The 26,959-nt window shown below is 65.1% G+C and carries 28 protein-coding genes; 16 read left to right on the plus strand and 12 right to left on the minus strand.

Translation table 11 applies throughout. From position 1 onward, the window contains the following. The first annotated feature begins 586 nt into the window (after nt 1-586). The 3 genes from HZA32_05715 to HZA32_05725 all read left to right on the plus strand — a co-directional run bounded on the left by HZA32_05715 (nt 587) and on the right by HZA32_05725 (nt 2,887). Nucleotides 587-1,996, plus strand: coding sequence for a hypothetical protein (locus HZA32_05715; protein ID MBI5423564.1), 1,410 nt, complete (start codon nt 587-589; stop codon nt 1,994-1,996). Nucleotides 1,997-2,179: 183 nt separating this feature from the next. Continuing rightward, nucleotides 2,180-2,407 carry a hypothetical protein gene (locus HZA32_05720; GenBank protein ID MBI5423565.1) on the plus strand — a complete coding sequence of 76 codons (228 nt, stop codon included), beginning with the start codon at nt 2,180-2,182 and terminating at the stop codon, nt 2,405-2,407. A gap of 30 nt (nt 2,408-2,437) precedes the next feature. Further along, entirely contained in the window at nt 2,438-2,887 is a 450-nt protein-coding gene (locus HZA32_05725) for a hypothetical protein (protein MBI5423566.1), read from the plus strand. Nucleotides 2,888-2,942: 55 nt separating this feature from the next. Here HZA32_05725 and HZA32_05730 read toward each other — a convergent pair whose 3' ends face one another. The 5 genes from HZA32_05730 to HZA32_05750 all read right to left on the minus strand — a co-directional run bounded on the left by HZA32_05730 (nt 2,943) and on the right by HZA32_05750 (nt 5,910). Then, the gene (locus tag HZA32_05730; GenBank protein ID MBI5423567.1) at nt 2,943-3,101 is read right to left on the minus strand and encodes a YegP family protein; all 159 of its coding nucleotides are present in this window, start codon (nt 3,099-3,101) and stop codon (nt 2,943-2,945) included. A 52-nt stretch (nt 3,102-3,153) separates the two neighbouring features. Then, entirely contained in the window at nt 3,154-3,543 is a 390-nt protein-coding gene (locus HZA32_05735; protein ID MBI5423568.1) for a hypothetical protein, read from the minus strand. Between the two features lie 557 nt (nt 3,544-4,100). Continuing rightward, nucleotides 4,101-4,496 (minus strand): nuclear transport factor 2 family protein, encoded by a 396-nt coding sequence (locus tag HZA32_05740; GenBank protein MBI5423569.1) that lies wholly within the window; start codon nt 4,494-4,496, stop codon nt 4,101-4,103. Between the two features lie 45 nt (nt 4,497-4,541). Continuing rightward, nucleotides 4,542-5,183 carry a dihydrofolate reductase gene (locus tag HZA32_05745; protein ID MBI5423570.1) on the minus strand — a complete coding sequence of 214 codons (642 nt, stop codon included), beginning with the start codon at nt 5,181-5,183 and terminating at the stop codon, nt 4,542-4,544. Between the two features lie 337 nt (nt 5,184-5,520). Then, nucleotides 5,521-5,910, minus strand: coding sequence for a hypothetical protein (locus HZA32_05750; GenBank protein ID MBI5423571.1), 390 nt, complete (start codon nt 5,908-5,910; stop codon nt 5,521-5,523). 364 nt (nt 5,911-6,274) lie between these two features. On the opposite strand from HZA32_05750, the gene rsmH reads away from it, so the two are divergent. From rsmH to HZA32_05775, 5 genes are all read left to right on the plus strand, one after another. After that, nucleotides 6,275-7,378, plus strand: a complete 1,104-nt coding sequence (rsmH, locus tag HZA32_05755; protein ID MBI5423572.1) for a 16S rRNA (cytosine(1402)-N(4))-methyltransferase RsmH — start codon at nt 6,275-6,277, stop codon at nt 7,376-7,378. A 159-nt stretch (nt 7,379-7,537) separates the two neighbouring features. After that, nucleotides 7,538-8,224, plus strand: coding sequence for a hypothetical protein (locus tag HZA32_05760; GenBank protein MBI5423573.1), 687 nt, complete (start codon nt 7,538-7,540; stop codon nt 8,222-8,224). Nucleotides 8,225-8,386: 162 nt separating this feature from the next. Then, the gene (locus HZA32_05765) at nt 8,387-8,845 is read left to right on the plus strand and encodes a DUF2975 domain-containing protein (GenBank protein MBI5423574.1); all 459 of its coding nucleotides are present in this window, start codon (nt 8,387-8,389) and stop codon (nt 8,843-8,845) included. 73 nt (nt 8,846-8,918) lie between these two features. Then, nucleotides 8,919-9,674, plus strand: a complete 756-nt coding sequence (locus HZA32_05770; protein MBI5423575.1) for a YkgJ family cysteine cluster protein — start codon at nt 8,919-8,921, stop codon at nt 9,672-9,674. Between the two features lie 42 nt (nt 9,675-9,716). Continuing rightward, nucleotides 9,717-10,424, plus strand: coding sequence for a YkgJ family cysteine cluster protein (locus tag HZA32_05775; protein MBI5423576.1), 708 nt, complete (start codon nt 9,717-9,719; stop codon nt 10,422-10,424). Between the two features lie 26 nt (nt 10,425-10,450). Here the strand turns inward: HZA32_05775 and HZA32_05780 are convergent, their stop codons facing one another. After that, nucleotides 10,451-10,873, minus strand: coding sequence for a hypothetical protein (locus tag HZA32_05780; GenBank protein MBI5423577.1), 423 nt, complete (start codon nt 10,871-10,873; stop codon nt 10,451-10,453). Between the two features lie 397 nt (nt 10,874-11,270). Here HZA32_05780 and HZA32_05785 point away from each other — a divergent pair, with 397 nt between their 5' ends. Further along, on the plus strand, nt 11,271-12,017 hold the full coding sequence (locus HZA32_05785; GenBank protein MBI5423578.1) for a BON domain-containing protein: 747 nt from the start codon (nt 11,271-11,273) through the stop codon (nt 12,015-12,017). A gap of 112 nt (nt 12,018-12,129) precedes the next feature. Continuing rightward, the gene (locus HZA32_05790; protein ID MBI5423579.1) at nt 12,130-12,825 is read left to right on the plus strand and encodes a PEP-CTERM sorting domain-containing protein; all 696 of its coding nucleotides are present in this window, start codon (nt 12,130-12,132) and stop codon (nt 12,823-12,825) included. Between the two features lie 167 nt (nt 12,826-12,992). On the opposite strand, the gene HZA32_05795 is transcribed toward HZA32_05790, so the two are convergent. Beyond that, a complete protein-coding gene (locus HZA32_05795; protein MBI5423580.1) occupies nt 12,993-14,855 on the minus strand; it encodes an Ig-like domain-containing protein in 1,863 nt (620 codons plus the stop codon). Between the two features lie 220 nt (nt 14,856-15,075). Between HZA32_05795 and HZA32_05800 the strand changes: the two genes are divergently transcribed. Further along, nucleotides 15,076-15,672 carry a dihydrofolate reductase family protein gene (locus HZA32_05800; protein ID MBI5423581.1) on the plus strand — a complete coding sequence of 199 codons (597 nt, stop codon included), beginning with the start codon at nt 15,076-15,078 and terminating at the stop codon, nt 15,670-15,672. Nucleotides 15,673-15,779: 107 nt separating this feature from the next. Here HZA32_05800 and HZA32_05805 read toward each other — a convergent pair whose 3' ends face one another. Further along, nucleotides 15,780-16,127: a hypothetical protein gene (locus HZA32_05805; protein MBI5423582.1), complete on the minus strand. Its 348-nt coding sequence runs from the start codon at nt 16,125-16,127 to the stop codon at nt 15,780-15,782. 110 nt (nt 16,128-16,237) lie between these two features. After that, nucleotides 16,238-17,071 carry a hypothetical protein gene (locus HZA32_05810; GenBank protein ID MBI5423583.1) on the minus strand — a complete coding sequence of 278 codons (834 nt, stop codon included), beginning with the start codon at nt 17,069-17,071 and terminating at the stop codon, nt 16,238-16,240. A 214-nt stretch (nt 17,072-17,285) separates the two neighbouring features. Between HZA32_05810 and HZA32_05815 the strand changes: the two genes are divergently transcribed. After that, nucleotides 17,286-17,798 (plus strand): hypothetical protein, encoded by a 513-nt coding sequence (locus tag HZA32_05815; GenBank protein ID MBI5423584.1) that lies wholly within the window; start codon nt 17,286-17,288, stop codon nt 17,796-17,798. A gap of 21 nt (nt 17,799-17,819) precedes the next feature. Here HZA32_05815 and HZA32_05820 read toward each other — a convergent pair whose 3' ends face one another. Continuing rightward, nucleotides 17,820-20,258 (minus strand): ABC transporter permease, encoded by a 2,439-nt coding sequence (locus tag HZA32_05820; protein MBI5423585.1) that lies wholly within the window; start codon nt 20,256-20,258, stop codon nt 17,820-17,822. A 302-nt stretch (nt 20,259-20,560) separates the two neighbouring features. Beyond that, a complete protein-coding gene (locus HZA32_05825) occupies nt 20,561-22,378 on the minus strand; it encodes a right-handed parallel beta-helix repeat-containing protein (protein MBI5423586.1) in 1,818 nt (605 codons plus the stop codon). A gap of 109 nt (nt 22,379-22,487) precedes the next feature. Between HZA32_05825 and HZA32_05830 the strand changes: the two genes are divergently transcribed. From HZA32_05830 to HZA32_05845, 4 genes are all read left to right on the plus strand, one after another. Further along, complete coding sequence (locus HZA32_05830) at nt 22,488-23,210, plus strand: hypothetical protein (protein MBI5423587.1); 723 nt, start codon at nt 22,488-22,490, stop codon at nt 23,208-23,210. 58 nt (nt 23,211-23,268) lie between these two features. Then, nucleotides 23,269-23,814 (plus strand): HD domain-containing protein, encoded by a 546-nt coding sequence (locus tag HZA32_05835; protein ID MBI5423588.1) that lies wholly within the window; start codon nt 23,269-23,271, stop codon nt 23,812-23,814. A 208-nt stretch (nt 23,815-24,022) separates the two neighbouring features. Next, nucleotides 24,023-24,259, plus strand: coding sequence for a hypothetical protein (locus tag HZA32_05840; GenBank protein MBI5423589.1), 237 nt, complete (start codon nt 24,023-24,025; stop codon nt 24,257-24,259). A gap of 216 nt (nt 24,260-24,475) precedes the next feature. Continuing rightward, the gene (locus HZA32_05845) at nt 24,476-25,492 is read left to right on the plus strand and encodes a hypothetical protein (GenBank protein MBI5423590.1); all 1,017 of its coding nucleotides are present in this window, start codon (nt 24,476-24,478) and stop codon (nt 25,490-25,492) included. Nucleotides 25,493-25,508: 16 nt separating this feature from the next. Here HZA32_05845 and HZA32_05850 read toward each other — a convergent pair whose 3' ends face one another. Beyond that, a complete protein-coding gene (locus HZA32_05850; protein ID MBI5423591.1) occupies nt 25,509-26,948 on the minus strand; it encodes a peptide MFS transporter in 1,440 nt (479 codons plus the stop codon). Nucleotides 26,949-26,959: the final 11 nt, after the last annotated feature.

A 26,959-nucleotide genomic window follows, 5' to 3' on the forward strand; every position in this document is an offset into this window, starting at 1 on the left:
GCAACGGTTTGCCCAGCTCCGCTTCCTTCAAGATCCCGAGGATCTGCTCCTCGGTGTGGTGCTTCTTCATGTCGGGTGTCGGTTTGGTATTACACCCGGATTTCTCACTCAAACCACTTCAGCGGGAGGGGAGCAGGTCAGCGGCAAGTGCGAGGCTTGCCAGTAAAGGTAGAGGCGGTTGCCCTCAACCGCCCTTGTCCCCTTCCTATTCGAAGGCACCCTACGGGGTGCCTTTTGTTTTTGGCTTTCGTGAGGGTCACCATTCCTAGCGCAGCAAGAGTCCACAGACCCGACTGGGCGAAGGCAGGGAACGCCTACTTCATCAAGGCCAAGCGCAATGGCGACATGTGCCAAGCGTGCCAGTGATTCCGAGTCGCTGCTTGAGTATCAAATGCACCCTGCGGGGTGTCTTTTCATGTGATTTTCTACGCGCCCCCGACGCACGCACCTTGAGAATAAGGCGAAGGAGAAGGCGGCTTCTCGAGATCATCGCTTAAAAATAGAACCTCGCATAACGGCCAAAATAATAGTCTGCTGTCTGTGGGCCGAAGGTGACCGAAAGTCGCCGTGATCGATTTTAAGCCCCATGAAAACACCACTCAGCCCCGAGGTATTCGAGCAGACAATCCGGCAAACGTTGCCTATTCTGAAGCCACACGCCTTCCCTGCTGACCTAAAAGAAACACTTAAACTGATCTTTCGCTCGAAAGACAAAGTAGTCGATCGGGAGCGATTCAACATCATCCTGAGTTCCTTTCACTTGCCGCCAACGCGAGCGGCTTTTTTTAGGCACTATTTTGGAGATAAAATCGAAGACGCAGAATCGCTCAAAGCGAGCTTGCTGCGTCTCGCAAAAGATTGCCTGTGGCATTTCGGCGACATCCGCAGAGGGTATTTGATACTAAATGAATCAGACGACATCGCCGGATTCATCGCATCGCATCAATTTAACGTAGCGGAATTTCGGGATCGCCTAGAATGGGCGGTCATTGAAGACATTCCTCCCAGCGATCGCGGATACTTAGGATATGTTTCTGGCGAACGCCCCTATCAGCAAAGAAAGTTACTTAGTATCGCTGATAAGGTGATACATGAATTAGAGCAGAACGCCCAGGAATACGCCGCTCTAAACGCATCGGAAGTCACATCGCGAATACTGAAGAAGCTTGCTGACAAAGAGCGTGAACAACTCATGGGCGGGATGAAAGAGCTGCACGATCTAGAGTTATTCGAATCGGTCTCGCTGGAAAAAAACAAAGCCGAACTAGCACGCCTCAGAAAGGAAGTCGATGAAACGATCAAAAAGGTCGAACTGCTCAAGGAGACCGCCAAGAGAAACCAGATGCACTATCTTCGTAACGTAGAGATGATTGACGTTTATGTTGCGACCTCTATGCGCGACGACAAGGAGTATTTAGAAATGTATTCTTTTGTCGATGCAACTTTTTCAGATCACGACATTCGTCCGCTAAACCTTCGCTATTTTGATCCTACACTTTGCTACTGCGACAGCAGAATCGATAAGGGCATCATCGAGTGCCTTTTGGTGCGATGCGCCAAAGTAACTATCTATTGCGCACAGGATGGTGACACTTTCGGTAAAGACTCGGAGCTAGCCGCTACGCTTTGCCAAGGGAAACCAGTCATCGTCTTCGTCCCGACCGAAAACAACGATCTCGAGAGAAAACGGAAACTCGAGAAGCGCGCTCAAACGTTTCGCGAATTCCATCCTCTCGGATTGCAGGTAGGGCTCTACGACGGTGTTGCGCGTGGCGTGATCGTGGTTCGTTCCCCACAGGAATGCGCTAGAATGCTAAAACGCATTCTAACAAACTCCTTGGAAGTAGAATTCACATTCGAGCAACACGGCATTGTTCTCCGTGAAAAGGAAACTCAAAGCGTTCTCCGCGTTATGACCGGATGGCGCGAACTTGCATCATCCTTTTGGCATAATTTCGGAATCTCCGAAGATCCAAAGTCAGGTCGCCCATCTTAAGGTAGGGTAGACGAGCAGACGGGGCATGGTTTGACCCTTGACTGACGCCGCCGTCACAAACCGAGTCTCTCAATGTATCGGCACTGTCAGTGCTGCGAGGCGAAATTCAGTTTGGGTGAGTTCGTTACCCTCCCGGAAGTCTGCAACCAATGCCACATCGCGGGACGCAAGGTCTCGGACCACATGAGGGCGGTCATCAACGCCCGCGGCGAGCGCAATGTCGGACGCCTGAGGGTGGTCACCGGATTGGCGCTGTGTGGCATCGCGATATTGGTGGAAAGCCGTGTAGTCGCCGCACCCACGTCTCAATGGAAGTTCGTCGCCGCCGGCCTCGGTATCTTGGCCGCCGGCTTCGCGCGCGTTAGGACCACCAGTCGCCGCTTGAAGAAGCTCGAACGCGAAATCCGCTAAGAAGGCGCCGGCTGATCCGTCGTAGAGGACATGCGCCGCCTCTATTTTTTCGCTCCACTGCTCTGCCTCACGGCTTTCGCTGGCTACTACGCCTATTGGAACAGCACGAACGACGCAGCGATCGTCTGCAGAATCCCCCGACCTACCCCGTGGTGGCCCGGCGAGCACAGCGACGGTGCACGCGACGCCGAGGAAGCGCTCCGCCGCGGCAACCACATCCTTCTCACCTACGGCCTGCCCGTCGCTTCCATTGGGGAATACCGGGCGGTTCTCGAAGAAGACTACGGCGTCACCTTGCGGACGGTCGCCGGCTGCATGGTGGACGACAACTTGGTGCGCTACACCGACGCCTACAACGCGGTGATGAGTCGCGATCTCGAACAACGGTTCGGTCGCAACGTCTTCGATGTCGCGCGGACCAAAGCCGAAGCTCGCTATGCCGCCCGGAGCGCGGCAGCGACTCAGCCCGAATCCCCCTAGCCACCCCGGAAACGAACCCGCACGACCGTTCGCGCGGGTTCGTGGATTTCGACCGCTACTCCGAATACACCGGCGCAGTGCCGGAGTTCTTCACAAGGGCGATCGAATGCTCACAGTCGGCCTTCGTCCCGTAGCTTTCACTGCTGCGGGCGAGCGGCTCGTAGTTCGACGCGTAGTAAATCCAATACCACTTTCCTCCCGCGTCTTTCTTCATCACGTAGCAGGGATATTTCTTGTCGGACATGCTTCACCTGTGGGTTGGTGGTTCAGCCGGTCGCTTTGGCCGGCTCTTCCGGCGTTTCCTTCGCCGCGCGGCTCGCCGTGGCGCTCACGGTGAAACCGTAGTCGCCCAGCTTCCGCATCTCGTCGGCGTGCACGCCGCTCAGAACATCCCGCGACGCCCGCAAGAACGTCACGATCGTCTCCAGCGCCGCGTCGCGCGTCTGCGTGGCCGCTTCCGCCTGCGCCTGCAGGCGCTTCGACTCGCGATGCGCCGTCTCCGCCGCCGTGACGGCCGGTGTGATCTTGTCCCACTTCAACTGTCCGAGCGGCGAAGCATTGCCGAGTTCGGCATGCTTCCCCGCGATGGCTTTCGCCAGGTTGATCCTGTCCTCCGCATTGGTCGGGAGGTCGATGCGCACTCTGTTTGCGCTCATGTTTTTCCTATCTGGGGGTTCAACAGGAGCCTGTAGGGCCCCACTCCTGTGCGCCGAGGGCCCTTTGCGCGCCGGTGATATTACCCGAGACGGCGCCATTCAACAATCAGGACAATTCCCCGGTTGTCTCGGCTCGCCGCGACAGTTCAATATTCAGCCCGCGAAGCGCGAATACTCACTATTGTAAATGCGCGACCGGCTTTGCGACTTCCGGGATTGGCTTTTCTATTTTCATCTTCGGCCTCCGAATCTCGTAGACTGAGTTTTTCATCCGCGAGACTGACTTTCTCGGCCCTGCCAGCTTCCGTCGCCGCAGGGCGACCTGCTTTTCGACCCGCCAAGGGGTCTCCCCTATTTTCGCCGGCCCGCCGTGCGACTTCGCAAGACGCCAACGCGTCCCGCGGCCCTCCCACAACCGCCACCCTGGCACGATCCGGATTCACTGTGTCCTCCGTGGCCTCCGCGTTTACCCCTCCGATCCTCCGGTCCATTCCGGCACAGAGGACGCAGAGACGATCCCCGACGCCAATTTCACCCGCCCACCCGCAGCACCAGGCTCAACGCGGAAAGCCCGCCCATTTCAAGGCGTCTCCACGCTCCGCGAACGAGTGAAACTCCACCATCTTGCCGCCGCGAAACGCGAAACCGTCCGCGATTCGCCCCTCCACCCATTGCCCGGAGTCCTTCAGGCGCACGCGGACGTGGACGTAGGCGACCACCTTGTCCCCGTGCTCGAACAATTCCTCCGGCTCGCACGCACCCTCCGCCCAGGTCCCCCGCCCTTTCGCGACGTGCGTCTGCACCTCCGCCAAGCCACGATAAGTGCCGCCAGTCGGAGTCCCCTCGAACTCGACGCGCACGATCTCGGGACCGAAATGCCCCATGACGCCCGGCACATCGCCGCGATTGAGGGCCGCGTAAAATTGTCGAACTGCCGCTTGAGGAGTGTTCATGGCGTGGAATTCAGGTGGAGTCGTCAACGGGGTCGCGTTTTCCGCTCACCGCGTCAGGATGATGTGGGTGACCGCGGAAGTCGTCACATGCTGGGTGACCTTGTAGCCGAGTTGCACCAGATCAAGGCCCGCCCAAAGGCTTTCGCCGCCGCCGAGCACGACCGGCGAGATCGCCAGGTGCAGCTCGTCGATCAAACCGGCTTGAAGGTATTGCCGCACCGTCGCGACGCCGCCGCCGACCCGCACATCCAACCCGCCCGCGGCTTCCCGCGCGCGCGTCAGAGCGTCGTGGATTCCGCCCGTGACAAAATGAAAGGTCGTGCCGCCCGCCATCGCGAGCGGCGGACGCGCGTGGTGTGTCAGGACGAAAACCGGGACATGATACGGCGGATTGTCGCCCCACCAGCCTCTCCATTGATCGTCCGTCCACGCGCCGCGTGAGGGCGCGAACATGTTCCGTCCCAGAATCCACGCGCCGATCCCGGCGAATCCCCGCTCCGCGAAATCGTTGTCCACGCCGGCGGCGCCTTCCCCGCCGCCCACCATCTGCTGAAAGACCCGCGTGGGGAAGAACCACCGATGCAAATTCTCCCCGCCGATCCCGAGCGGTTGCTCGAGACTCTGATTCGGCCCCGCGCCGAAGCCGTCGATCGACACGCTGAAGCAATGCACGCGTAGTTTGGACATGAGGATATCGTTGGGGGGGTTACGGCAGGAGTGGCGGCAGCAACTGCCGTTGTTCTCTTCTCTAACGAACGAAGGAACGCGCACCGGACAAGCCCCGGCTTCGAGCGCGCTGGTTGCTCGAAAACGGGGGACACTGCGGGAGCCACGGCTCGCATCGGGAGCGGCGCGAGCGTTCGCGTGCGGCGACGAATCTCCGGCCATGCCGCTCCAACCCGCATCGGTGGCAGCGGCCTTCTTGCGGAGCGCGTCAGCTACGCTTGTCGCGACGCGCTGACAGGCGACGTCCGGGCGAGCCGGCTGTCCGCTCCCGCGACGCTGTGACTCCGCCAGCCGGGTGTCAGCTCGGGGCGCCTTCGTATTTCACGCCCTGCTTGCTGCCTTTCACCGGCATGATGATGTCGTAGCTCGATTGATAGAGTTCGACGCGCACGAGGCCTCCGTCGTTTTCGGCCACGAAATCGCAGTTCACGTTGCCGAGGAAGAGACCCGCGGGCTGGCCGTCGGCTCCGAGGGTAATGAAGCTCAGCTTCCAATTGTCGGTGTTGTCGGTGGTGCCTTCGAACGGCACCGGCGGGAGCCCGTAGATGGTGTCGCCGGTGTCTTTGCTGAGGGTCGCGGCGCTGGAGATGGCGACGCTGACCTTGGAGGAGAACTGCACGGAGACGTTGGCGAGGTTGCTGTTCGTTTGGTTAACGACGACGAAGCTGCCTTTGTAGGTTTGAGACATGACGGTGGGGGTTGGGGGTAACGGTTTCGGGAGGACAGTTGGCTGAGGGAAAGGGTCGGTCTCGTGACCGCGTGGCGGTATCGGACGCCGCGGAGTGCCGGGAACGGCTCGCCTGCTCGAAGGCCCGGAGCAGCGGGGTGCGTGGAATGGATCGCTGGGGGGCGTGAAGAGAGATCGGTCGTCGACCTCAGGGGCTGGGCAGCAATGCGCAGCCACCCGGCCAGAAGGGCCATGCCACGAAAATATTCTCCCTGGAGCGCGGCGTTCGGTTCGGCGGATGAGGTCCGCCGGCGGAGTCTGCTGGAACCAGTCCGAACGCAGAGTCGACCGCATACCCTTACCTGTGCTCAATCGGTCGCGATCAATGTCCGACCTCCCTCCCGAATCCCCCGCTTCCGCCGAGTCCGCCGCTCCCGCGCCGCACCGCCGCCGTCCACGTTACTCCGGTAAGAACCCGCGCCGCTTCGAGGATAAATACAAGGAGCACAACCCGACGCGCTATGCCGCCGACGTGGCCAAGGTCCTCGCCTCCGGCAAGACGCCCGCCGGCATGCATCGTCCGATCATGGTGGCCGAAATTCTTTCCGTGCTCGCGCTCCAGCCCGGCGAGATCGCGGTGGACTGCACGCTCGGCTACGGCGGCCACACGCAGGAAATGCTGGCGCGTCTCGCGCCGCCCGCCGCCGCGACGCGCGGCCGCTTGATCGGCCTCGACGTCGATCCCATCGAGCAACCCAAGACCATCGCCCGCCTCCGCGCCGCCGGTTGGGGCGAGGATGTCTTCACGCCCATCCGCAGCAATTTCGCGGGCCTGCCCAAGGTGCTCGCGCAACTCGGCCTCGCCGGCGTCGACGCGATCCTCGCCGACCTCGGCGTCTCCTCGATGCAGATCGACGACCCGTCGCGCGGTTTCACCTTCAAGGCCGACGGCCCGCTCGACCTCCGCCTCAACCCACAACGTGCTCCGAGCGCCGCCGAATGGCTCGCGCGCGTCTCCGCCGCCGATCTCACCGAAGCGCTCACGGAATACGCCGACGAACCCCATGCGGCGGTCCTCGCGCGCGAACTCACGACGCGCCGCGCCCTGACGCCGTTCACGCGCACGCAGCAACTCGCCGACGCCCTCCGCGAAATCCTCGCCGCACACCACCTCGCACGCGACCCGGAGGTAGTCACCAGCTGCATCCGCCGCGTTTTCCAAGCACTGCGCATCGCGGTGAACGACGAATTCAGCGCGCTCGACAACCTGCTCCGTCATCTGCCCGCCGCGCTGAACCCCGGCGGCCGCGTGGCGATCCTCACGTTTCATTCCGGCGAAGACCGCCGCGTGAAACACGCCTTCCGCGACGGCGTGCGCAACGGCATCTATTCCTCCACGAACGAAGACGTCGTGCGCGCCAGTCCCGAGGAGCAGCGCGCCAACCCCCGCAGCAGCTCCGCCAAACTCCGCTGGGCCATCCGCGCCTGAGCGCTCCACACCGTTCGCTGCATCGGTCGGTTGCGCCATGATTTTCAACTAGCGCGAGCAGCACCACGCTCCGCGACGCGCGGATACGACGTCTTGCTCCCGCCAACGGTATTCCGCGGCTTGCCCGTGTCCCACGCGTTGTCGTATCCCATTCTCGCTATGCCCAGAATCCTCTCCGCCCTCGTTCTTGCGATAACCCTCGCTCTGCTTTCCGGCTGCGCGACCTATAGTCCCGTCGGCCTCGCGCCCCAAATCGAGTCAGCGCTACCGGGCGCCTCGATCGCGAACACGGATCGGCCCGCCGTGGATCTGTTCGTCTACTCCACCAGCGACGCAACTTTCGGCATTCTGGGCGGCGCCATCGGCGGCGCGTTGTCCGCGGGCATGGGCGACAAGGCCGTGAATGATGAACTGCGCGCGGCCGGAGTCGTCTTCCCCAACGAACTGCTCCGCACCCGCCTGCTCGAGCGGTTGCGCACCAAACACCAAGTCACGGCGCTCGGCAGCGAGGGCGTTGCGCTCGATGCCGAGAAACGCGGCTTCGCGCCGGCGGCTTCGACCACCTCCGCCCGCTACATTCTGGATACTGACGCCGGCTGGATGTGCTCCTACCTGCCGTTGAACTGGGGACGCTATCAGTTCCAAATTTTCTTCTCCGTCCGCCTGCTCGACCGCGCGACCGGTAAGGTCCTCTTCGACGAGCGCTATCTCTGGCGGACACCGAAGGAACTCGGTTATCCCTCGCGCAAGGAATTCACGACCGACGAGCAAAAGGGCGTCAAAGCCCAGCTCGCCGCCGCCGTGGCGGCCGCCGAAGCTCACTTCGCCGAGAAACTAAAACTCTGACGCGAGCGCCAAAACTCACACCGCCTCGGCACGCGCCCCGCGTCTGTCGCCGTCTCTGCAACGACTGACCCAAGTCGCGGCAGTTTTCATCTGAAACACATCGCCGCTTCACGCGGGCTTCACTCGCCTGAGCCACCGTCGGCTCCCATGAAAGCACCCGGCATGAAACGCCACACCGCCCTGCTCGCCCAGATATTCATCGTGCTGTGGGGCGTCGCTACGCTGGCCTTCCTGCTCGGCGAGCCGCATCTCGAAGGACGCAACGCGCACGCGACGACGTTTCAGATCTACTTCCACGACCCGTTCCTCGCCTATGTCTACGTCGGTTCGCTGCCGTTCTTCGTGGCGCTCCACCGCGCGTTTAGGCTCTTCGGCGAAGTCAGGCGCTCCGGCGCTTTCTCTTCCGCGACCGTGGACGCCCTGCGCACCATCCAGCGTTGCGCGCTGATCCTCCTCGGCTTCGTTGCCGGAGGAGTGATCATCATCTTCCTCAGCGGCGATCCTGACGACCGCCCCGCGGGCTTCTTCCTCGCTCTGCTCGTCGCGTCGGCCACCAGCGCCGTCGCCGCCGCTTCCTCCCGGTTCGCACGTCATCTACAACGCGCTTTGGCTGACCGCTGACAGCTGAGCGCTGAACGCTCCCTGCCATTGATATCGCTTTTCGCGCGGGGCCTGCGACACCTCAAAGCAGCACATGCCCGCCCGCACTTCCGTTGACCAGCGCTTCGAACTCTTCGACCACGCCATTGCGCAGATGGGGAAGCGTCTCGAGCGCGTGCGGCACCCGGAGCAGATGATGGAAGCGCTCGGCTGGGGCATGGCGGAACTCGAACGCACTTACGCCGAGACCCGCCGCAGCGTGCTGGCCAAGGTCGCGTGTCACTCCGGCTGCGATGCGTGCTGCCACGTGCCCATCGACGTGCAGGCGCATGAGGTCTTCTTCGCCGCGAACCACATCCAGCTCCACTTCCCGGCCGATGCCCTCGCGGCGCTCTTGGAACGCCTCGCCGTGCACCGCGCCAACATCGCCGCGCTGGCTCCCGGCGATCGCGATCTCATCCGCCAGCCGTGCGCGCTGCTGCGCGACGGCGCGTGCTCGATCTACGCCGGCCGCCCGCAGGCCTGCCGCACGCACCACAGCAGCGACGCGACTCTGTGCGCCGCCTACAACGACGAGGCGGGTGTCGAGATCGAGAAAGCCTACATCCCCGCCCTGCGCGCCCGCATGTTCGCGGTCATGCTCGGCGTCGACGAAGCGCTCGAGTCCGCCGGCTACGACGAACGCTGCTACGACTACGGCTCCGCGCTGCACGAGGCTCTCACCAACAGCCTCTGCCTCTTGAATTGGATGCGCCGGCAAAACGCCTTTCCCGACTCCTGTCTCGCCTACCCCGACGAGCCGGCCGGGGGAGCGACGCTTCACGCGCGCGAGCCGCGGGATCTCCGGTAATTGCATCGCTATCCGCCGCGCGCCTGCGACGCTAGGCGTCACATGCCCCCTCGTTCTCCCGTCGACCCACGCGTCGAGCTGTTCGACGGCACCGTCGCGGGGCTCACACCGCGCCTGCGCCGCCTGCGTTCACCCCACCAACTGATGGCGGCCCTGCGTTGGGGCATGGATGAACTGGATCGCGCCTTGAACGAGAGCCCCGCGGACGTCCGCGCCTCCATTGCGTGCCGCTCGGGCTGCGACTCCTGCTGCCGTGTGCCCGTCGACGTGCAGGCGCACGAAGTGTTGTTCGCGGCCGATCACATTCTCACCCATTTGGGAGCCGGCGCCGTCGAGCCTCTCATCGCCGCTCTCGCCGTGCACCGCGCGCGCGTGAGCGGGTTCGCCGTCGGCGAGCGCGATGCCAGCCGCCAACCCTGCGCGCTGCTGCATGACGGCTCGTGCACCATCTACGAGGGTCGGCCGCAACCCTGTCGCGCGCACCACACCAGCGACGCCGCCGTCTGCGCCGCCTCGCTCACCGACCCGGCCATCGACATCACCCAAGTCTACATTCCCGCCCTGCGCGCGCGGATGTTCGCCGTGATGCAGGGCGTCGATGAAGCCGTGGAGGCCGCCGGCTACGACGACCGTTCCTACGACTTCGGCTCCGCCCTGCACGAGGCGCTCACCAACAGCGAGTGCCTCGACGTTTGGCTCCGTCATCAAAGCGCCTTCCCCGATTCCTGCCTCGCCAACCCGGGCGCGTGATTCTCGGCCCGGGTCGGCGACGCGCCTCACGCCGTCTCGCGATTCGAATCCTCCGGTCGCGGCGCGTCCGCCGGCAGGGCGACGCCGGCTTTCTCCAATTCGCGGCGCAGCGCCGGCAGGTAGCGGTGCGGCAGGTCCTCGAGGTCGAACGTGAAATCCACTTCCACGCCCTCGTCCTCGAGGAAGAGCAGGATTTCGTCGAGTTCGTCGATGTCCTCGTCGAGGAAATGCTCGTCGATCACCGACTGGTTGCCCCGGTGCGGCACGAGGGTCGGCCAGAAACGGTCCGCCTCCGGCTCAGCCGCGTGGAGCGTCACCGGACCGTGCAGCCCGGCGCGCTCGATGCGCGCGGCGTAGTCGCTCAAGCGCGCGAACGCGAAGGCGAGATTCGCGAGCCGCGCCTGACGCAGCAGGGCTTCGCGTTGTTGGAGAAGATGGGAAAGGTTCATGGTGTATGGGTGCGGCCGAAGCCGCGGTTGAGGGTTTACGGTGTTGTCCATCGCACGGCCGAAACCAGTCACGCTCACGCCCAACGCCGCTGCCGGCATCTCTTTGGGCCTCTCGCTGTCCCGTCCTGTCGTTGCCTGACCTGCTATCTCGTAGAAGTCGCTAACGCAGAAACCTGAAACTCGTTGCCTGACTCAAATCACAGTCACGACCGTGCATCTGACCCGACATCGAACGTCCCTCTGATTCGGCACATTCGCGGATTCCGCAAGCGAATTCTCCTCTATGTCCGGATGCGCGCCGCGATTAACCGTCCAACTCGTTGGCCCAGCCGCCTCGCGGTCGCACGCGGCGGATTGCTCATCGTGATTGTCGCGCGGGCATGATGGGATGCTCGCGATGATTTTTCTTCGCGCCGGTTTTGTCTCCCTCCTTGCGTTGCTCGCGACGCCTTCGCCCCTTTGCGCGGGCATTCTGGAGGACCGCGGCATCGAGGACGCCATCAACCGCTCGATCGTTTTCCGCGAAGTGTTGATCGACCGCAGCATGGTCCAGCTCTACGTGCGCTACGGACTCGTGGAAATGCGCGGGCAAGTCGCCGACGAGCGCGAGCGCGACCTGCTGACCTATTTCGTCACCGCCCTCCCCGACGTGAAGCAGGTCGACAACCGCTTGTTCGTCGATTCACCGGACCGCCGGGCAACGGAGCGCTGGCGCGCCATCCGGCTGCGTTCGCTTCTCACCATGCAGGCGGGCATCGACGTCAGCCGCACCGAGATCGCCTTCGCCGGCGGCCGCTGGCAGCTCGTGGGCGAGGTCCATGACGACGCCGCTCGCGCGCTCATCGCCCAGCGCCTGCACGAAATCGCTCCCCAGGAAACACTCGCCACCGCCCTGATCCTCTCCACCGCCGCACCGACCAAAAGCGTGCGCGTCGACGATGCCTCGATCGGCGCGATCGTGCGCAGCACGCTCGAATCCGCCAGCGGGCTCGTCATCTCCGATCCGCAGGTCAGGTCCCAGAACGGCATGGTCCTCATCCTCGGCACCGTCCCGACCGCGGCCGACAAGGCCCGCGCCAGTCAACTCGCCGCCGCCGCGCGCGGTGTGGTGTCGGTCGAGAACCGCCTCGAGTTGCGACCGTAGCGCGAGCGCGGCGCGGATTTTTCCGCCGGCGGCGAACGATATTGTCATACGCTCTTTTGCGTTCGATCTCACCGGCGCTGCCGCCAACTTGGCCCGTTCAATTTCGGGCCACATGGACACCTCCTTCCGCCTTTCACGGCGTGTTTTCATCTCCGCACTCGGGTTGATTCTCGCGCTCGCCGCGCCGCGAAACGCGCTGGCGCAGAACGTTCTCACCTGGGGCACGCCACAGCTCATCACCGGGAGCAGCGACGTCGTGAACACCGGCACGGAGTTCGGCGCGTTCACGGCGTATTCGTCGAACCTCGTCGTCAATGGCGTGACGTTCTACACGCTCGCCAACGCCACGAACTTCTCCGCGACATCTGCCGGCAACGTGTCGGACTTCGGGGGATTCTCCAGCGGAGACGCCACCTACGATCATCTCGTCAACTCCGCCGTGTTCACGCCCGCCGACGGCTCGGCGCGATCGCTCACGATCGACAATCTCGTCGTCGGCCACTCCTACACCGTGCAACTCTTCACGCCCGCATGGGACACGGATTGGCCCACGAAATACACCTCCGGCGCCAACACCGTCGACATGGGGAACACGGCGTCTGCTCCGACCTACGTGAGCGGCACCTTCACCGCCACCAGCACGAGCCTCACCATCGCCTATCAATCCACCACCGGATTCTACGGCATGCTCGCCGCCGCTTCGGTCCGTGACGTGTCCGCGGTCCCCGAGCCCTCCACTTACGCGGCGCTCGCCGGCGCGGCAGGCTTGATCGCCACCGCCGTCGTGCGCCGTCGCCGCCAGGCCTGAGCTTCGCGGCGGGAATCAACGCGCACTCTTGCCGCGCATTCCCGCTCCGATCCCTTGGTAGGGGCGCTTGCCCTCAAGCGCCCTATCGTGCGCGCGCGGCAAAATCGCAAAGGGCGGTCGCGGGCAACCGCCTCTGCCAGGCGAGAGCCGCCCGCGGCCGCGCCGGCTCACTTGTGCTCCTCGTAGTCGATCTCGATCTTGGCCGCGAACGCTTTCTTCTTCGCCGCGCCGTTGAAGCGGACGCTGTGCGAGAGTTCGTCGTAGACGAAACCGTTCTGCGCATCGGCTGACACAGGCTCGCCATCGACGAACACCCGCAGGCTCTTTCTCGCGAGCGTCGCACCTGGGTCGACCGGATCGAGCGCCACCGCCACGGTGTCCGCGATGCGGTCGCCGAGTGCGGCCAGCGGCGCCGAGAAATCGCTGTCGATGTTCAGCACCGTGCCGCCCGTGAGCTCCGCGGCACGGCGATGCGAGAGATTGGTGGACGAGACGACGGCGTGCATCTCGATTTTCCCGCGCTGATTACCCTTCACGATGATGAAGGGACGCACGACCCAGTAATTGATGTAGCTGTCGAGCGTCTGCCGCTGGTCGGGATGCTTCGCGTTGAAGGCCTGGATCAGCTCGGGGAGTTTTCCGTTCTCGACCCACTCGGCCTTGCGCGTGCCGTCGCGCTGCGGCTGCCAGGTGGCCATGCGCGTTTCCTCCTCATCCATGAAATAGACCACGATCGTCGTCGCTTCCGGGCGCAGCAGCGTGTGCCGGCCGGCCTGGTAGTCCGCCACGAAGTTATACACGGCGGTGAATGCGGTGCGATTATCGTCGCCGTTCGTGCCGACCTTCACGAGCTCCGCGAAAACCGCGTCCGGCGTCTGCGGCGTCACCCACGGCTGCGAGAGCGCCGGCAGCGTCACGAGCTGGCCGTTGCTGGCGACATCCTTCGACGTCCGCTTGGGCTGTTGTTTGCGATCCAGGACGAGCTGGCCCGTCGCGTCGAACTGCACGGAGTCGACGCGCTTGGCTTTGCGCTCTCCTTCGTTGACGAAATCCGTCGTGAGCACGCCGATGCGGTAATCGAGCTTCTTCTCGTCGAACAGCCGGCGGAAACGGCGGAGATTTTCCGCGATGCGCTGCTGATGCGGCGCCATCGAGCGCGAGCTGTTGATCACGAAGATGAGGTCGACTTCGCGACTGCGGCTGCGATCCGCAACCTTGTGCTTCGGGATGCGAACCGGCTCCACCGTCACGATCACCGAGTTCTCCACGCCGAGTTCGGGGTTGTTCTCATCGGTCGTGTAGTAATTGAAACGATCCTCGCCAACAAAACCGGGATTCGGCGCGTAGCTCAATTCCCCGGTGCGGGCGTCGAGCTTGGCCGTGCCGTGCTGCGCGTGGATTTTCGCGTCGAGCGCATACACGACTTTCGGATTCGCGACGGCGGCACGGTCGGCCTCGCGCATGAAATCCTGGTGACTCGGAATCTTCTGCGTGACCGGCGTGTTCGGCCGCGTGGTGAGCGCGACGGCCGCGGCCGTCAGCGTGCGTTCGCGCGAACCCTTCACTGTGAATTGCTCGAGCTGCACCGGCGGCGGCGGGCGCACCTGGATGACGACGCGGTTCTCGTAGACGAGCCCGGACGTCGTGTTGCGCACGTTGTAGGTGAACGAATCCTCGCCCGTGAAATCCTCGTTCGCCTCGTAGGCAAAATAGCCGAAGCGCGAAGTCTTGTTGGCGAACAGGTCCGTGTCGTCGCCCTCGCCCGCCAGTCCCACGCGCCCGAAGCGCGGCTCGGCGGTGATGGTGTAGACCAGATCGGCCGACGTGTCCGCCGTGAGGATCTCGGGCGCGACAACCAAACGACCGGACAAACGCCGCCCTTCGACTTCGAGCGTCGTCGGGCGCGGCGAAACGATTTTCTCCGCGCCGCCCGCATCGGACTGCGTCGCGCCATGCACGCACAGCGTCGCCGCGAGGAAAAAGAAGAACATCCGCACCGCGCCAGGCAGATTGGTCAGGCAGGTCGTCATGGTTGGAGGATAGTCTCCCTTAGTCTCAGACAGCCAGAACTAGTTCCGCGCCGCCACGAGTCCCCGCGTCGATTTTGTTCGGGACCACGTGCGCTTCCATCGCGGCGACCGGCGCAACGACGGCTACCCACTCATCGCCAATCGCACCGGCGCGAAAAAACTCATGAGACGGGCGCGACTCCTGACACTACGCTGTCAGCGGTTCGTGCGACAAACAGTCATGCGCGTCGCCAAGACCCTTTTCTACGGAGCCTCCAGCCTCGATGGCTTTCTCGCCACAGCCGACGACAATATCGATTGGCTGCTGCAGTTCGGCAACGAGGCGACGACCTACACCGCGTTCATCGCTGAAGTCGGCGCGCTCGCAATGGGCGCCGCGACCTACGAATGGCTGCTCCGCCATCACGTGCGCCCGAACACGCCCGAGGCGCAGCCGTGGCCCTACGCGCAACCCACGTGGGTTTTCACGCACCGCGCCCTGCCGATCATGCCCGGTGCCGACGTGCGTTTCGCACGAGGCGACGTCGCTCCAATTCACGCCGCGATGCGCGCCGCCGCGGGCGACCGGAACATCTGGATCGTCGGGGGCGGCGAGCTGCTCGGGCAATTCCTCGACGCCGGCTTGCTGGACGAATTGATCGTCCAGATCGCGCCCGTCACTCTCGGCGCCGGCAAGCCGCTGCTGCCGCGCGCGGTTCACACGCCGCCATTGCATCTGCTCTCGGTCGAGCGACTCGGCGACACCTTCGTCGAGATCCGCTACGCGGTGCCGCGCGGCCGGTCAGGATCGCCCTCGGTAGGCAACCGGCACCCATGATCGCTGCACTCATCGTCCTCGCCGCCTTGGTCTGCCTCGTCACGCTCGACAGCGGCGGCGACTAGTCGGGCATTGCGAATGCGATCGATCGGTCTGCGGCCCCGGCCTCACTCCACCGTCGCGCCGATCGCGATCGTCTCTTCGCGGTGCTCCTCGGCGTGCTCTTCCTCGACCTCGCGAAACCGCTCGGCGTTGAAGCCCAACTCCGCGCGGTTGCCGTTGAAGGGATCGAGCGGATTGACGAGTTCGTGCAGGAGGATGCGCACCGTGACGCTCTCCTCCGAGGCGCCGTTGGGGACGATCTTTCCGTCCTTCACGATCGCGAGCTTCTCGCGGCCGAGCGAGACCTCGCGCACCGTGTAGATCGCGCCCTTCACGGGCAGCGCCATGTAGAATTCCTTGATCGCCGCCGGGAAGACGTCGTCCACGCAGACCACTTTCGCACCAACTTTCATTCGCTCCACGGGATACACCCGCGGCGGAAAGGCAACCCTCCGAAAGCCCCGCCGCGCCGCGCGCCGGGAACACCGGCGACCTTCGCCCGCGGCGCACGAGGTTCCGGCGCCTACACGCGCTTGCACTCCGGCCCGCCCACGAGCTTCGCCTGACAATCGGGGCAAATGCCGTGCGTGAATGTCGCGTCGGTGTGCTTCGCGACGTAGCTCTCCAACGCGCTCCAATATCCTTCGTCCGACCGCACCTTGCGGCACCACGCACAGAGTGGCAGCAGGCCTTTGAGCGTCTTCACGTTGTTCAACGCCTCCTCCAGCCGGCGATTTGCCTCGACGAGCTCCCTCTCCTTGCGCCGGCGCTCCTCCACTTCCGTCTTCGCCTCCGCCAACGAGGCCTGCATCTGCCGCGTCGCCGCCAGCGTCAAGCCACCCACGCAGGCGAAAAACGCCGAGGCGGTGATCCACTGCGCGACGGTCACCCGGTAATCCGGCGCAGGCAACCACCCGCGATTCTCCGCCCAAATCAATCCGGCCACGGCGAGCGAACTCGCCACGACCGAAGCGACCATGCCGCGCGCGCCGAACACCAAACCAGTGCACAAAACGATGATCAGATAGAACCCGAGCACGGGAGCGCGGACCGTTCCCATCATCGCCAATCCAAGCGTCGTGGCGACGAGGGAACCACCCAGCCACAGCATGGCTCCGAGGTCCAGGTGCCCCCGCTTCACCAGTTGATACGGAATCGTCCCGAGCCCGATCATCGCAAGCAACGCGTAGGCGGCGAAGGTCGAAATGAAACCGCCGACAAAATTACCGGCCACCGTGATCAGGATCCACGCCGTGCTGAACCAGTAGCAGATGCGGAACAGGCGCGCGCGCGCCGCGCGTTCCTTGTCCTCGGCCGGACTCGGCGCTTTGAGGATATCGTGCGACGGCGTCGTCATGGGACGGACACGCCTCCTGCGCCGGGTTCCGTGGAGTCCGTTGAGCTGTGACCCAAATCTCGACGTGCGTTGGGGGACGTCACGAGCGGAGAGGTGATGAGGTAGGATACGAAAAACTCCCCCAGCCGTCTGCGCAGCTTTTGTCCATTTGCGGCGCGTCCATCCACGCACCATCGCTCTTCTCTCTCCGGCGAAAAACCGCTACGCCTTCGCCATGATCCGCCTGTTCCTGCTCGCACTGTGCGCGCTCTCCCTGTCCGGCTGCGGCAAAACCGATCTCGCCAGCACGATCGTCCACGCCGCTTCGGAAGATGAACTCGCCAGCGGCCGCGCCGAGCTCGCCGCGCGCTTCGGCAACGACGCGCTCGCCTCCTACGACGTGGCCATCCAGGAGCTGCAACTCGCCGGCATGGACCGCGGGGTGGCTGCAGCCGCCGATCGCGCCACGGCGATGCGCGCGACCGTCAATGGCAAAACCGTCCGCACCGTCGAGATCCTCGGCTGGCAGGCGCGCCGCACTCGCCTGCAGGGCGAGATCAAGGAATTCGCCGCCATGCTCGAGCGCGACCTCGCGCTGCGCGAAAAAACCGCCGCCACCGGCACGTCGCAAACGGTGATTCATCGCATCGAGAACGAGCAGGACATCCTCGCCAAACTCCGCCGCCTGCTCGACGAAGCGGACGCGAAAATCCGCGGCTGGCAGGCCGCTCCTGGCCCCCAGCCGTAAGCCGGTTCCGCTTCCGCGCGACTATTCCGCGGTCATGGCCACCAGCGGACTGACCTTCGCCGCCCGCCGGGCGGGAATCCAACAGGCGAAAAGTCCCACGACCAACAGGAGCGCGACCGCTGCGGCCAGCGTCAGCGGATCGTGGGGGCTCGTCTTGTAGAGTTGCGCCGCGATGAGGCGGGACAGTGCCAGCGCGACCAGCACGCCCAGCCCCGCACCGCGCATCATCAGGCCCATCCCCTCGCCCAGCACCTGTCGCAGGATCGTCCCGATTTCCGCGCCGAGCGCCATCCTCACGCCGATCTCGCGGGTTCGTTGCGCGACCCCGTAAGCCATCACCGAGTAGATGCCCGCCATCGTCAGCAGGAGCGCCGTGCCGGTCAGCACGCCGACGATCACGAGCGTGAAACGCCGCACGGACAGCGAGCGATCCGCCACCTGCTCCAGGGTGAGCACCGAAGCGACGGGAATCGACGCGTCCATCGCCTTCAGCTCGCGGCGGAACGCCGCCTCGAGCGTCGACGCCGGCAACGAGCCGCGCAGCAGCCAGTAGGTGCGCAACCGGATCCACGGCACGGCCGGCGGCTCCATCTGATGAAAGGGCACGTAGAGGTCGAACGTCGGCTCGTCGTCGAGCTTCCCCTGTTTCACGTCATCCACGACGCCCACGATCTCGAACTTCCGCCGCCCGTCCGCCCGGTCCTCGATCTCCAACACCTGGCCCACCGCCTCCTGATCCGGGAAGTGCTTTCGCGCCAGCGTCGCTCCGATCACGACGACGAGCGGATGAGCGAGGTCGTCGGTCTCGGCCAGAAACCGCCCGGAACGCAAGCGCACGCCCAGCGCCTCGAAGAAGCCCGGCGTCACGAGACGATAGTTCGCATTCGGCAGCTCCACGCCTGCACGCTCCTCGTCCGTCGCGCGTTTGAAGCGTGTCGTCGCGAGCCCGGGCGCCAGCGGCAGCAGCGAGGTGGCGCCCACCGCCTCGACTCCGGGAAGGGCCGCAAGTCGCGAGCGGAACTCGCGTTCGAACCGCCACAGCGCCTCGCGATCGGGGTAACCCACCTCCGGTTGCGAGACACGCGCGGTGAGCGTGCGCGCCGGATCGGCGCCCGGCCGTTCGAGTCCGACGGCGAGGAAGCTGCGCAGAAACAGCCCGCTGCACGCCAGCAGGGCGACGGCCAACGCGATTTGCACCGTCACCAGCCAGCGCCGCGAGCGATTCAGGCCCGGCCCTCCGGTGCTGCCCCGCGTCGAGGTCTGGATCGCATCGCGCAAATCGGTCCGCGAAAACGACCACAACGGCAGCAGCGCCGGCAGCGTCCCGGCCGCCAGCGACACCAGCAGCGTGAACGCGAGCACCGGGCCGTTGAAACCGATCTCCGTCGCGCGGGGCACGCCCGCCGGCAGCAACGCCAGCAGCTTCGCCAGCCCGACATGGGCGAGCAACCCGCCGGCCGCGCCGCCCGCCACCGTGAGCACGAGGCATTCCGCGAAGAGCAACCGCAGCAGCTGGAAGCGCGAGCTCCCGAGCGCCGCACGGATCGCCAGCTCGCGCCGCCGCCCGATGCCCCGCACGAGCAGCAGGCCGGCGAGGTTCGCGCACGCGAGCAGAAGCAGCGACGCCACCAACCCCCACAGCGTGCCGAGCACCGGGCGCACATCCCCCGAAATCTGGGTCCCCAGCGGCACCAGCACATTCGCGCCGAAGCGGCCGTAGGTTCCGGGCAGTTCCCGGCGCAACGCGGCCAACACGCCACCGAGATCGGCCAGCGCCTGTTCCGGCCGCACCGCGGGCAACAGGCGCCCGACGACCACGAGCGAATGCACGCCGTTGTGATTGCGCCGCGTCGCGTCGAGTTCGGGCTGCAGCGGCACGACGACGTCCTTGTTGAAGCCGTTCAGCGGCATCACGAACCCCGCGGGAAAAACGCCGACGATCGTGCGCAGTTCCCCGCTGAGCCGCACCACGCGACCGATCGCCTCGTCGCGCCCGCCGAAGCGCGCCTGCCAGAACTCATGGCTCACCACCGCGACCTTCGGCGCTCCCGCCGCCTCGTCGTCCGCGTTCAGCAGGCGACCGCGGACCGGCTTGACGCCGAGGAGGTCGAAAAGACCCGGCGACACGCGGAGACCCTGCACCAGCTGCGCCTCGCCCCCATCGACCAGGTTGGTGTTGAACGAGCCCAAGGCGACCAAGCCCGCAAACGAGCGCGCGCGATCGCGGTATTCGCAGAACTCCGCGAGATTGAACAAGCCGACCTCGCTGGCGGCCCCGGATCGGACCGTGACGAGTTCCTGCGGGCGGTCGTAGGGCAGCTCACGCAACAGCACCGCTTCCACGACGGAAAACACCGCCGTGTTGGCACCGATGGCGAGCGCGAGAATGAGGATGAAGGCGAGCGAAGTCCCGGGTGTCTTGGCCAGGCTGCGAAGGGCAAACTTGAGGTCGTGGATCATGGTGCGGGGAGACGGAGGAAAAAATCGGACGGGGCGCGACGACGTTCAGCGGGCACTGAAATCCGCGCCCGCGCCGGCGAAAGCGCATTCCGCCCCGCCTCCGGACAGGACCCGACGCCGATGCACCATACAGTGCGACGGGAAGACGGCGGCGTTCGCGGACGCGGGCCGCCGCGCGGGCGTGGACGTAATCGAAGGGCACGCGCCGACCTTAGCAGGCCGCGCCGACAGCGTCCTGTCAGGAGCGAGGAGAAACCGGTGGCGAACGCCGCTGGGCAAACGGCGCCGCGCCCGGCGGCCCGTCAGCGCGGCACCAATGCGCCGGGAAAGCGCGGCAATCCGGCCTCCCATCCCAACGCGGCTCGCGCTTCCTCGGGCAGCGGCACGCCCGTGCCCCGCAGCGGGAAATCGGCGCGCAGACTGAAGTTCTTCAGCTCCGGACTCGTGAAAAGCGGGCCGTGAAAGTCCGCCAGTGCCCGGGTATTCGTTTCGAACGCGAGCTGCAGCTTCTGGAAATCGGCGAGTGCGAAAAGCTCGACCGTGTCGTTCCTCGGCGGCACCGGCGCCCAGCTGATCAGCGGCTGCGGCTTCGTCGCGCTGCGGCGCACGTAGACGTTGCCGTCGAGCGCGGTTAGCTGCGAGTCGCCCAACCGGTCGCGGACCTTTTCGCTCTGCGTGACGAGCAGCAGCGGGCCGCGGAAGGTCGCGTCGGATGCGAGGAGGTTGTTGAGGAACACATGGCCGTGGCGCGCCGTGACGTCCGGCCCCGCGCTCGGATGCCAGCCGAAGTGATCGCCCACCGCGCTGCGCTCCGTGCGCTCGATCTTCACCACGCTGTTCCAAAGCGTGTTCTGGTAGATGCGCACGTTCGAGCTGTTGAGCACATGGATGCCGCGATCGCAGTCGACGAAGACATTGCCGGCGCAGATCGCGCCCTTCGAAATTTCGAAGAAGAAGCCGTCGTTCGTGCGCTCGACCCAGTTGTTCACGAACAGGCCGTCGACGTTGCCGACGTCCCACCACACTCCGCTCGCGTTCGGGTTGTCGATGATCAGGTTGTCGCGCACCACCGCGCGATAGCTCTGGTTGAAGATCTTGATCGCCGACGCGAAGTAGCCGGTGATCTTCTCCGCGCTGTTCGTGCGCGTGACGATCGTCTTCTCGATGCGGATGTCCGCGGAATTGACGACGTAGATGCCCTCCGTGCCGCAATCGGCGATGAGGCAATGACGGAACACGATCCCGTCCCCGTGAAAATAGCCCGCGACGCGCGAGCAGAACGAGATCGTGACGTTCTCGAACACGGAGCCGACCACCTCCTTGCCGAACTCGTCGGGGCTCATCTTCCGGCTCGGCTCCACGCCCTCGATTTCGAGAGCGCGGTAGGCGTATTGCGTGAAGGTCAGGCCGCGAATCGCAGCGCCGCGACGGTCGTTCGCTTTGCCGTGCGCCACGCCCATCGTGCGAATGAGGGCGCTGTCGTGCGCCGTGATCTCGACGGTCCTGCCGGCCGGATCGGTGCCGACGTAGACCCACGCGTTTTCGTAATCGACGAAGAACGTTCCCGGCGTGAGTTCATCGGCTTTCCCGACCGAGGCGAACAGCTCGCCGTCGACGAACACCATGTCGTTGTTGAAGCGATGGAGCGGCGTCTGCTTCTCGTGGCGCTCGCGCCGCCACCAGTCCGCTGGCGCGGCGGGAAACAGCTTCGTCCATTTCGTGCGCCAGCGGCCCTCCGCCACCTTCTCCCAGTTCATCGCAACCTCCGTGCCCTTGAGCACCGGCCGCTCGTCAGCATAGGGCTGCAACGTCACGCCCTGACTGAGCAGCAGTGCGCCCGTGCGATACGTGCCGCCGCGCAACACCACCGTGTCGCCCGTCACGACGCGTTCGATCGCCGCAGCGAGCGTCGTGGGCCGCTCGAGCGCGACGCCATCGGCTGCGACGCTGCCATCGGGCGCGACGAAAATGACGCGCCCCTGCGCCGGCACTTCGTAACGCCCCTCCTGCGGGCCGTAGGGACCGCCCGACGGTTGCGCGCGTCCTCCATTCGCAAGGAACGCCAGGGAAAGCGTCGCCAGCAACGCAACGCGCAGGAACGGCACGCAAGACTGCTTCATGGGGTGAGGGGTTGAGGCAAAGACATCCGGGGCGCGCGCCGAAACCAGCGTCGCGCTGCTCGAACACTAGCACAACCGCACCGTTGACCAGACGGCAAGTCGCGGCTCCATGAGCGCCATGCTGTTGCTCCGCCCCCTTATGCTCCTTTTCGCGGGCTTGCTGACCCACGGAATCGCGGCGGCAGCATCGACCCCCGAATTCGCCGATCGCGGCGCCGTCGCGCAACTCATCGCGTTCGGCCGCCTGCCGGCCAGCGAGCTCGCGCCCTCGAGCGATGCGCCGCTGGCGGACCAAGTGAAGCTCCTCCGCGACCAGCTGCAGCGCGACGCCTCCGCCCGCGCCCGCACCGCGCGCGCCGCTTGGTTCGACGCGTTCGGTCGTCCGCCCACGGACGCCGAGCTGCGTGCCGAGTCCGATCTCGCTCTCACCTACACGGAACGCCTCCCGCGCCACCTCGCCCGGTTGGCCGCGCAACCGACCGAATACCGCGCAATCCTCCACCGCGCCTACCAGCTTGTCGTTCACCGCGACGCCTACGCCGAGGAGTTCGACTACTGGCGTCCGCACGGCACGCTGTCCTTCGTCGCACTGGTGGCATGCCTCGAGGATTGGGCGCGGCGCAATCAGCCCGGCCTCATGGTCACCGCCGGCACACCGACGGTGCCAGCGCGCAGCCGCTTGGTGTGCCTCGTGTCGCTCACGCCCGCGTTGGCCGCCGAGGCGCAAGCCTTGTCCGGTCCCGCCGTCGTCGACGCGCGCGTCCTCGCCGTCGGCGCCGCCTCGCTCCGCACGCCCGGCAACATGCACCTCGCGCTCGTCGGCCGCGACTGAGCGCACCGCCGAGAAATCCGGTCTGGCTTCGACACGCGCGCTCACGCACGTTTCCGCCATGCCGCTCCCGACGCGCGACGCCGCCACCGGCCTGCTCCATCAGCACGTGCAGGACGCCTATCAACGCACGCACGCCGTCATGGTGGCCACGGCGCTCGAAGGCTACGCCGTGCACTTGAACGAGCCGGTCAACCTGTGGTTCGTCACGGGGCTCCTGCACGATCTCGATTTCGAAAAGCACCCCGCGGAGCATCCCGGCCCGTCGCTGCAATGGTTCAAGGAGTGGGACTATCCGCCGGATCTGCTCCACGCCGTCGAAGCGCACGCCTACGGCTACAACGCCTTCAAGACGCTCCCGCAGACGAAGCTCGCCGCCGCTCTCCTCGCGACGGACGAACTCTGCGGACTGTTCTACGCCTACCGGAAGATGAACCCCGTGCCCTACGCGGACATGAAGCCGTCCTCGATCCGCAAGAAGTTCAAGGAGCCCGCATTCGCCGCGAAGATCGACCGCAGCGTGATCGAGCTCGGTGTGCAGCACCTCGGAATTCCGCTCGAAGAACACATCGCCAACGTCGGCCGCTTCCTCGCGCCGCTGGGCTGAGCGGCGCGTTGCCATGCACTTCACTCGCCCGTCCTGGACTCGGGGCTCGTCACGGCGCCAACTCTTCGCGGCACCGTTCACGAACATCCTCTTCGTTTTTCTCGGGCTCGTCGCGCTCTTGGTCATCGCGACTCCGCTTCGTCAATTCGTGGAACACGACATCGCGGGTGGAGACTGATGGGGCCCGCCTCCGGAGCAGACGGCCGTCATCATCACCGCGACGGACAACGACTGCTATTACTGGGGCACCGAAGGGCCTTTTGCCCTCGACTCGTTCGATCAACGGCTCGCGAACTGGATGAAAGCCGCGAGCGACCCTGGCGTGGTCATCGCGGCCGATGACACGGCTCGGATGGGCACGGCGATCAGCCTGCTCGATGTCGTGCGCCGTCACGGCATTGGTCGCGTCACCGTGGAAACACGAACTCGCTCCACGCCGAAGTGACGAACATCCGCGGCCTCGTTTCGTTCTCGCCGGGCCACAAGCGAAGGAGTCGCAGCGGGCGAACCGAACGTGTTCCCCCGATCCCTGAACGACCGGCACGGCCGCACCGCGATCAGGCGCCCCGTGCATCTACGCCAGGAGCTTGCTTGGTTTCCCTGCGCACGCTTCATTTCGTTTGGCCGCGCTTGGGCCGGCGGGCCGTTCACAATGCGCATCTTGGCGTTAATCCTCCTCTCACTCTCCCCCGCGATTGCTGCCGCCGTCACCTTTCGGACACAACTCGGACAATCCTTCGATGCCGAGGTCACGGGCGTCTACGGCGACATCGTCCACCTAAAGAGCAAGCGAGGCACGACCACGCTGGACATCGACAGTCTTGACGATGCCTCGCTGGCCCACCTCGCCACTTTTTTGGCGAAGCAGACCCCGCCCAAACCGTGGGCGACCTCCGACAGCCGTCTGGCCAAAGCTCTCGGCAAGCGCCTCCAAGTGCTCCGCGACGGCAAGCTCGTGCCGTTCGACCGCGGCTCGCGGCCAGAGCCGGAATTCTACCTCATCTATTTCAGCGCGCACTGGTGCGGCCCCTGCCGCCGCTTCAGCCCCGAGCTGCTCAAAACCTATCACACCCTCAAGGCCGTCGCGCCGGATCGTTTTGAAATCATTTTTGTCAGCGACGATCGCGACAGCGCCGAACAGCTTACCTATGTTCGCGAGCTGCCGATGCCGTGGCCGGTCGTGCCGCTGGGCGCCAGCATCCCCGCCGTCGAGCAGTGGAGCGGAAACGGCATCCCGTGCCTCGTGGTTCTGACGCGCGAAAACAACCTGCTCTTCCACTCCTATGCCGGCGCCGAGTATCTCGGTCCCGACAATCCGCTGCGGAAGTTCGAGGCGCTTCTCAACCACCTCGTGGAAAACCGGCCCTCACGCGGACGGCACCGGCTCGCGGTGGCCGCGCATGTGCTCGGCGCGTCCGCGGGCCAACGCGCGCCGCTCCCGTATCTCGTTTCAATCGACCCACGCCGCAATCGCACGCTCCCCGACACCCCGATCCAAGCGCGCGTCCGGATCAACGAGAAAGGCCGCGTGCTCAGCGCGGAATTCACGCCGGCCCTCGAACTCGTGGCGGAAAATCAGTTGCAGGCGGAAACGGAGGAATGGCTGTTCCTGCCCGCCGTAAAGGACGGCCGGCCCATCGACTCGGTGGTCGAGTTTCCGATCCAGCGAAACAAGTAACCGCGCCTGCGCCGCGTCAGGGTGCGGCCGCGGCAGTCCCCCGCGGATCGAGCAACCGCCCGGCCGTGCGCGCCGCGAGCAGCATCACCACGCACGCGCCGCCGACCAGCGCCGCGTGCAGCAGCCAGAATTGGGTGCCGCTCATCTTTTCGAGCAATCCGCCCAGCCAGCCGACGAGACTGTTGCAGGCGAAGAGGTGCAGGTAATACACGCCCATGATCGTGCCCGAGACGCTCTTCGGCGCGGCGCGCGCATACATCGCGAGGCCCACCGGAAACACGTTCGCGAAGCCGATGCTGTTGAGCACCTCGAAGCCCAGCACCCAGCCGATGCTCGCCTTCTGTCCGCCCGCCGCGGCCATCGCCGCGCCCGCCAGACACAGCGCGCCGCACGCACTGATGCCGAGCCCGAGCGTGATCTTCACCACCTCGCTCGGCTCCGGGAAACGCTTCGCCCACCAGCGCCAGAACGCCACCGCGCCCACGAGCGATGACACGCTGACGATCGCATCGAGCGTCACGAGCCAGGTCGTCGGCATCGTCTTGCCGAAGAAGACGAGGCTCACGTGCTCGGGCACCCAGACGAGGTAGGAGTTAAAAATTTGTTGGTTCGTGACCGCACCGGCCGCGAGCACCGGCAGCAACCCGATCAGCACCGCCGTCACGATCCAATCATCGCGCGTCATCGTGCGGCGCTCCGCAGCGCGCGCGACAGCCGGCGTCTTGCGCTCTTCCGGCGGCAGCCACTTGCGGCCGGCCAAATAGATCACGAGCCCGATCACCATGCCGACGCCCGCCGCGCCGAAGCCGTAGTGCCAGCCCCAAACTTCGCCCAACGTGCCCGTCACGAGCGGCGCGACGATCACCGCGCCATTGATGAAGAGGTAATAGATTTGGTAAGCGTCCGCGCGGCGCAGGTCCTCCGGTTTATAAAGCGCTCCGACCTGGCTCGCGAGGTTGCCTTTGAAACAGCCGACGCCGAGGAGCAGGCACAGCAGCGCCAGCAGGAACGTGTAGTCGAACGCCATCAGAAAGTGGCCCGTCGCCATCAGCAACGCGCCGATCGTCACTGTGCGCGTGCGGCCGAGCCAACGATCCGCGATGAACCCGCCCGCGATCGGCGTCAGGTAGACGAGGCCCGCATACAACCCGAAGATCGCCGAAGCCGTCGCCACCACGCTCATCGCGCTGCCGCCGCCGTAAGTGTTTTCCAGCCAGACCCGGAATTTGGCGAAACCGCCCACGCCCTCCACGCGACCGGGCAGGAGCAGCTGCCGGGTCATGTAGAGCACCAGCAGCGTCTGCATGCCGTAGTAGGAGAAGCGCTCCCACGCCTCCGCGAAGGCGATGTAGCCGAGGCCGCGCGGATGACCGAGGAAGGCACGGTCATGATCGGAACCGACGCCGGGGGTAACAGGACTCGTGTTCAAGCCCGCACGCTCGCCTTGCCCCGCCATCGACGCAAGCC

It is taken from the genome of Opitutia bacterium, from assembly GCA_016217545.1.
GTDB lineage: Bacteria > Verrucomicrobiota > Verrucomicrobiia > Opitutales > Opitutaceae > Didemnitutus.

Bases quoted from the DNA above. Each gene is read 5' to 3' on its own strand.
- HZA32_05715 (MBI5423564.1), top strand. From the start codon at position 587: ATGAAAACACCACTCAGCCCCGAGGTATTCGAGCAGACAATCCGGCAA.
- HZA32_05720 (MBI5423565.1), top strand. From the start codon at position 2,180: ATGAGGGCGGTCATCAACGCCCGCGGCGAGCGCAATGTCGGACGCCTG.
- HZA32_05725 (MBI5423566.1), top strand. From the start codon at position 2,438: ATGCGCCGCCTCTATTTTTTCGCTCCACTGCTCTGCCTCACGGCTTTC.
- HZA32_05730 (MBI5423567.1), bottom strand. From the start codon at position 3,101: ATGAAGAAAGACGCGGGAGGAAAGTGGTATTGGATTTACTACGCGTCG.
- HZA32_05735 (MBI5423568.1), bottom strand. From the start codon at position 3,543: ATGAGCGCAAACAGAGTGCGCATCGACCTCCCGACCAATGCGGAGGAC.
- HZA32_05740 (MBI5423569.1), bottom strand. From the start codon at position 4,496: ATGAACACTCCTCAAGCGGCAGTTCGACAATTTTACGCGGCCCTCAAT.
- HZA32_05745 (MBI5423570.1), bottom strand. From the start codon at position 5,183: ATGTCCAAACTACGCGTGCATTGCTTCAGCGTGTCGATCGACGGCTTC.
- HZA32_05750 (MBI5423571.1), bottom strand. From the start codon at position 5,910: ATGTCTCAAACCTACAAAGGCAGCTTCGTCGTCGTTAACCAAACGAAC.
- rsmH (MBI5423572.1), top strand. From the start codon at position 6,275: ATGTCCGACCTCCCTCCCGAATCCCCCGCTTCCGCCGAGTCCGCCGCT.
- HZA32_05760 (MBI5423573.1), top strand. From the start codon at position 7,538: ATGCCCAGAATCCTCTCCGCCCTCGTTCTTGCGATAACCCTCGCTCTG.
- HZA32_05765 (MBI5423574.1), top strand. From the start codon at position 8,387: ATGAAACGCCACACCGCCCTGCTCGCCCAGATATTCATCGTGCTGTGG.
- HZA32_05770 (MBI5423575.1), top strand. From the start codon at position 8,919: ATGCCCGCCCGCACTTCCGTTGACCAGCGCTTCGAACTCTTCGACCAC.
- HZA32_05775 (MBI5423576.1), top strand. From the start codon at position 9,717: ATGCCCCCTCGTTCTCCCGTCGACCCACGCGTCGAGCTGTTCGACGGC.
- HZA32_05780 (MBI5423577.1), bottom strand. From the start codon at position 10,873: ATGAACCTTTCCCATCTTCTCCAACAACGCGAAGCCCTGCTGCGTCAG.
- HZA32_05785 (MBI5423578.1), top strand. From the start codon at position 11,271: ATGATTTTTCTTCGCGCCGGTTTTGTCTCCCTCCTTGCGTTGCTCGCG.
- HZA32_05790 (MBI5423579.1), top strand. From the start codon at position 12,130: ATGGACACCTCCTTCCGCCTTTCACGGCGTGTTTTCATCTCCGCACTC.
- HZA32_05795 (MBI5423580.1), bottom strand. From the start codon at position 14,855: ATGACGACCTGCCTGACCAATCTGCCTGGCGCGGTGCGGATGTTCTTC.
- HZA32_05800 (MBI5423581.1), top strand. From the start codon at position 15,076: ATGCGCGTCGCCAAGACCCTTTTCTACGGAGCCTCCAGCCTCGATGGC.
- HZA32_05805 (MBI5423582.1), bottom strand. From the start codon at position 16,127: ATGAAAGTTGGTGCGAAAGTGGTCTGCGTGGACGACGTCTTCCCGGCG.
- HZA32_05810 (MBI5423583.1), bottom strand. From the start codon at position 17,071: ATGACGACGCCGTCGCACGATATCCTCAAAGCGCCGAGTCCGGCCGAG.
- HZA32_05815 (MBI5423584.1), top strand. From the start codon at position 17,286: ATGATCCGCCTGTTCCTGCTCGCACTGTGCGCGCTCTCCCTGTCCGGC.
- HZA32_05820 (MBI5423585.1), bottom strand. From the start codon at position 20,258: ATGATCCACGACCTCAAGTTTGCCCTTCGCAGCCTGGCCAAGACACCC.
- HZA32_05825 (MBI5423586.1), bottom strand. From the start codon at position 22,378: ATGAAGCAGTCTTGCGTGCCGTTCCTGCGCGTTGCGTTGCTGGCGACG.
- HZA32_05830 (MBI5423587.1), top strand. From the start codon at position 22,488: ATGAGCGCCATGCTGTTGCTCCGCCCCCTTATGCTCCTTTTCGCGGGC.
- HZA32_05835 (MBI5423588.1), top strand. From the start codon at position 23,269: ATGCCGCTCCCGACGCGCGACGCCGCCACCGGCCTGCTCCATCAGCAC.
- HZA32_05850 (MBI5423591.1), bottom strand. From the start codon at position 26,948: ATGGCGGGGCAAGGCGAGCGTGCGGGCTTGAACACGAGTCCTGTTACC.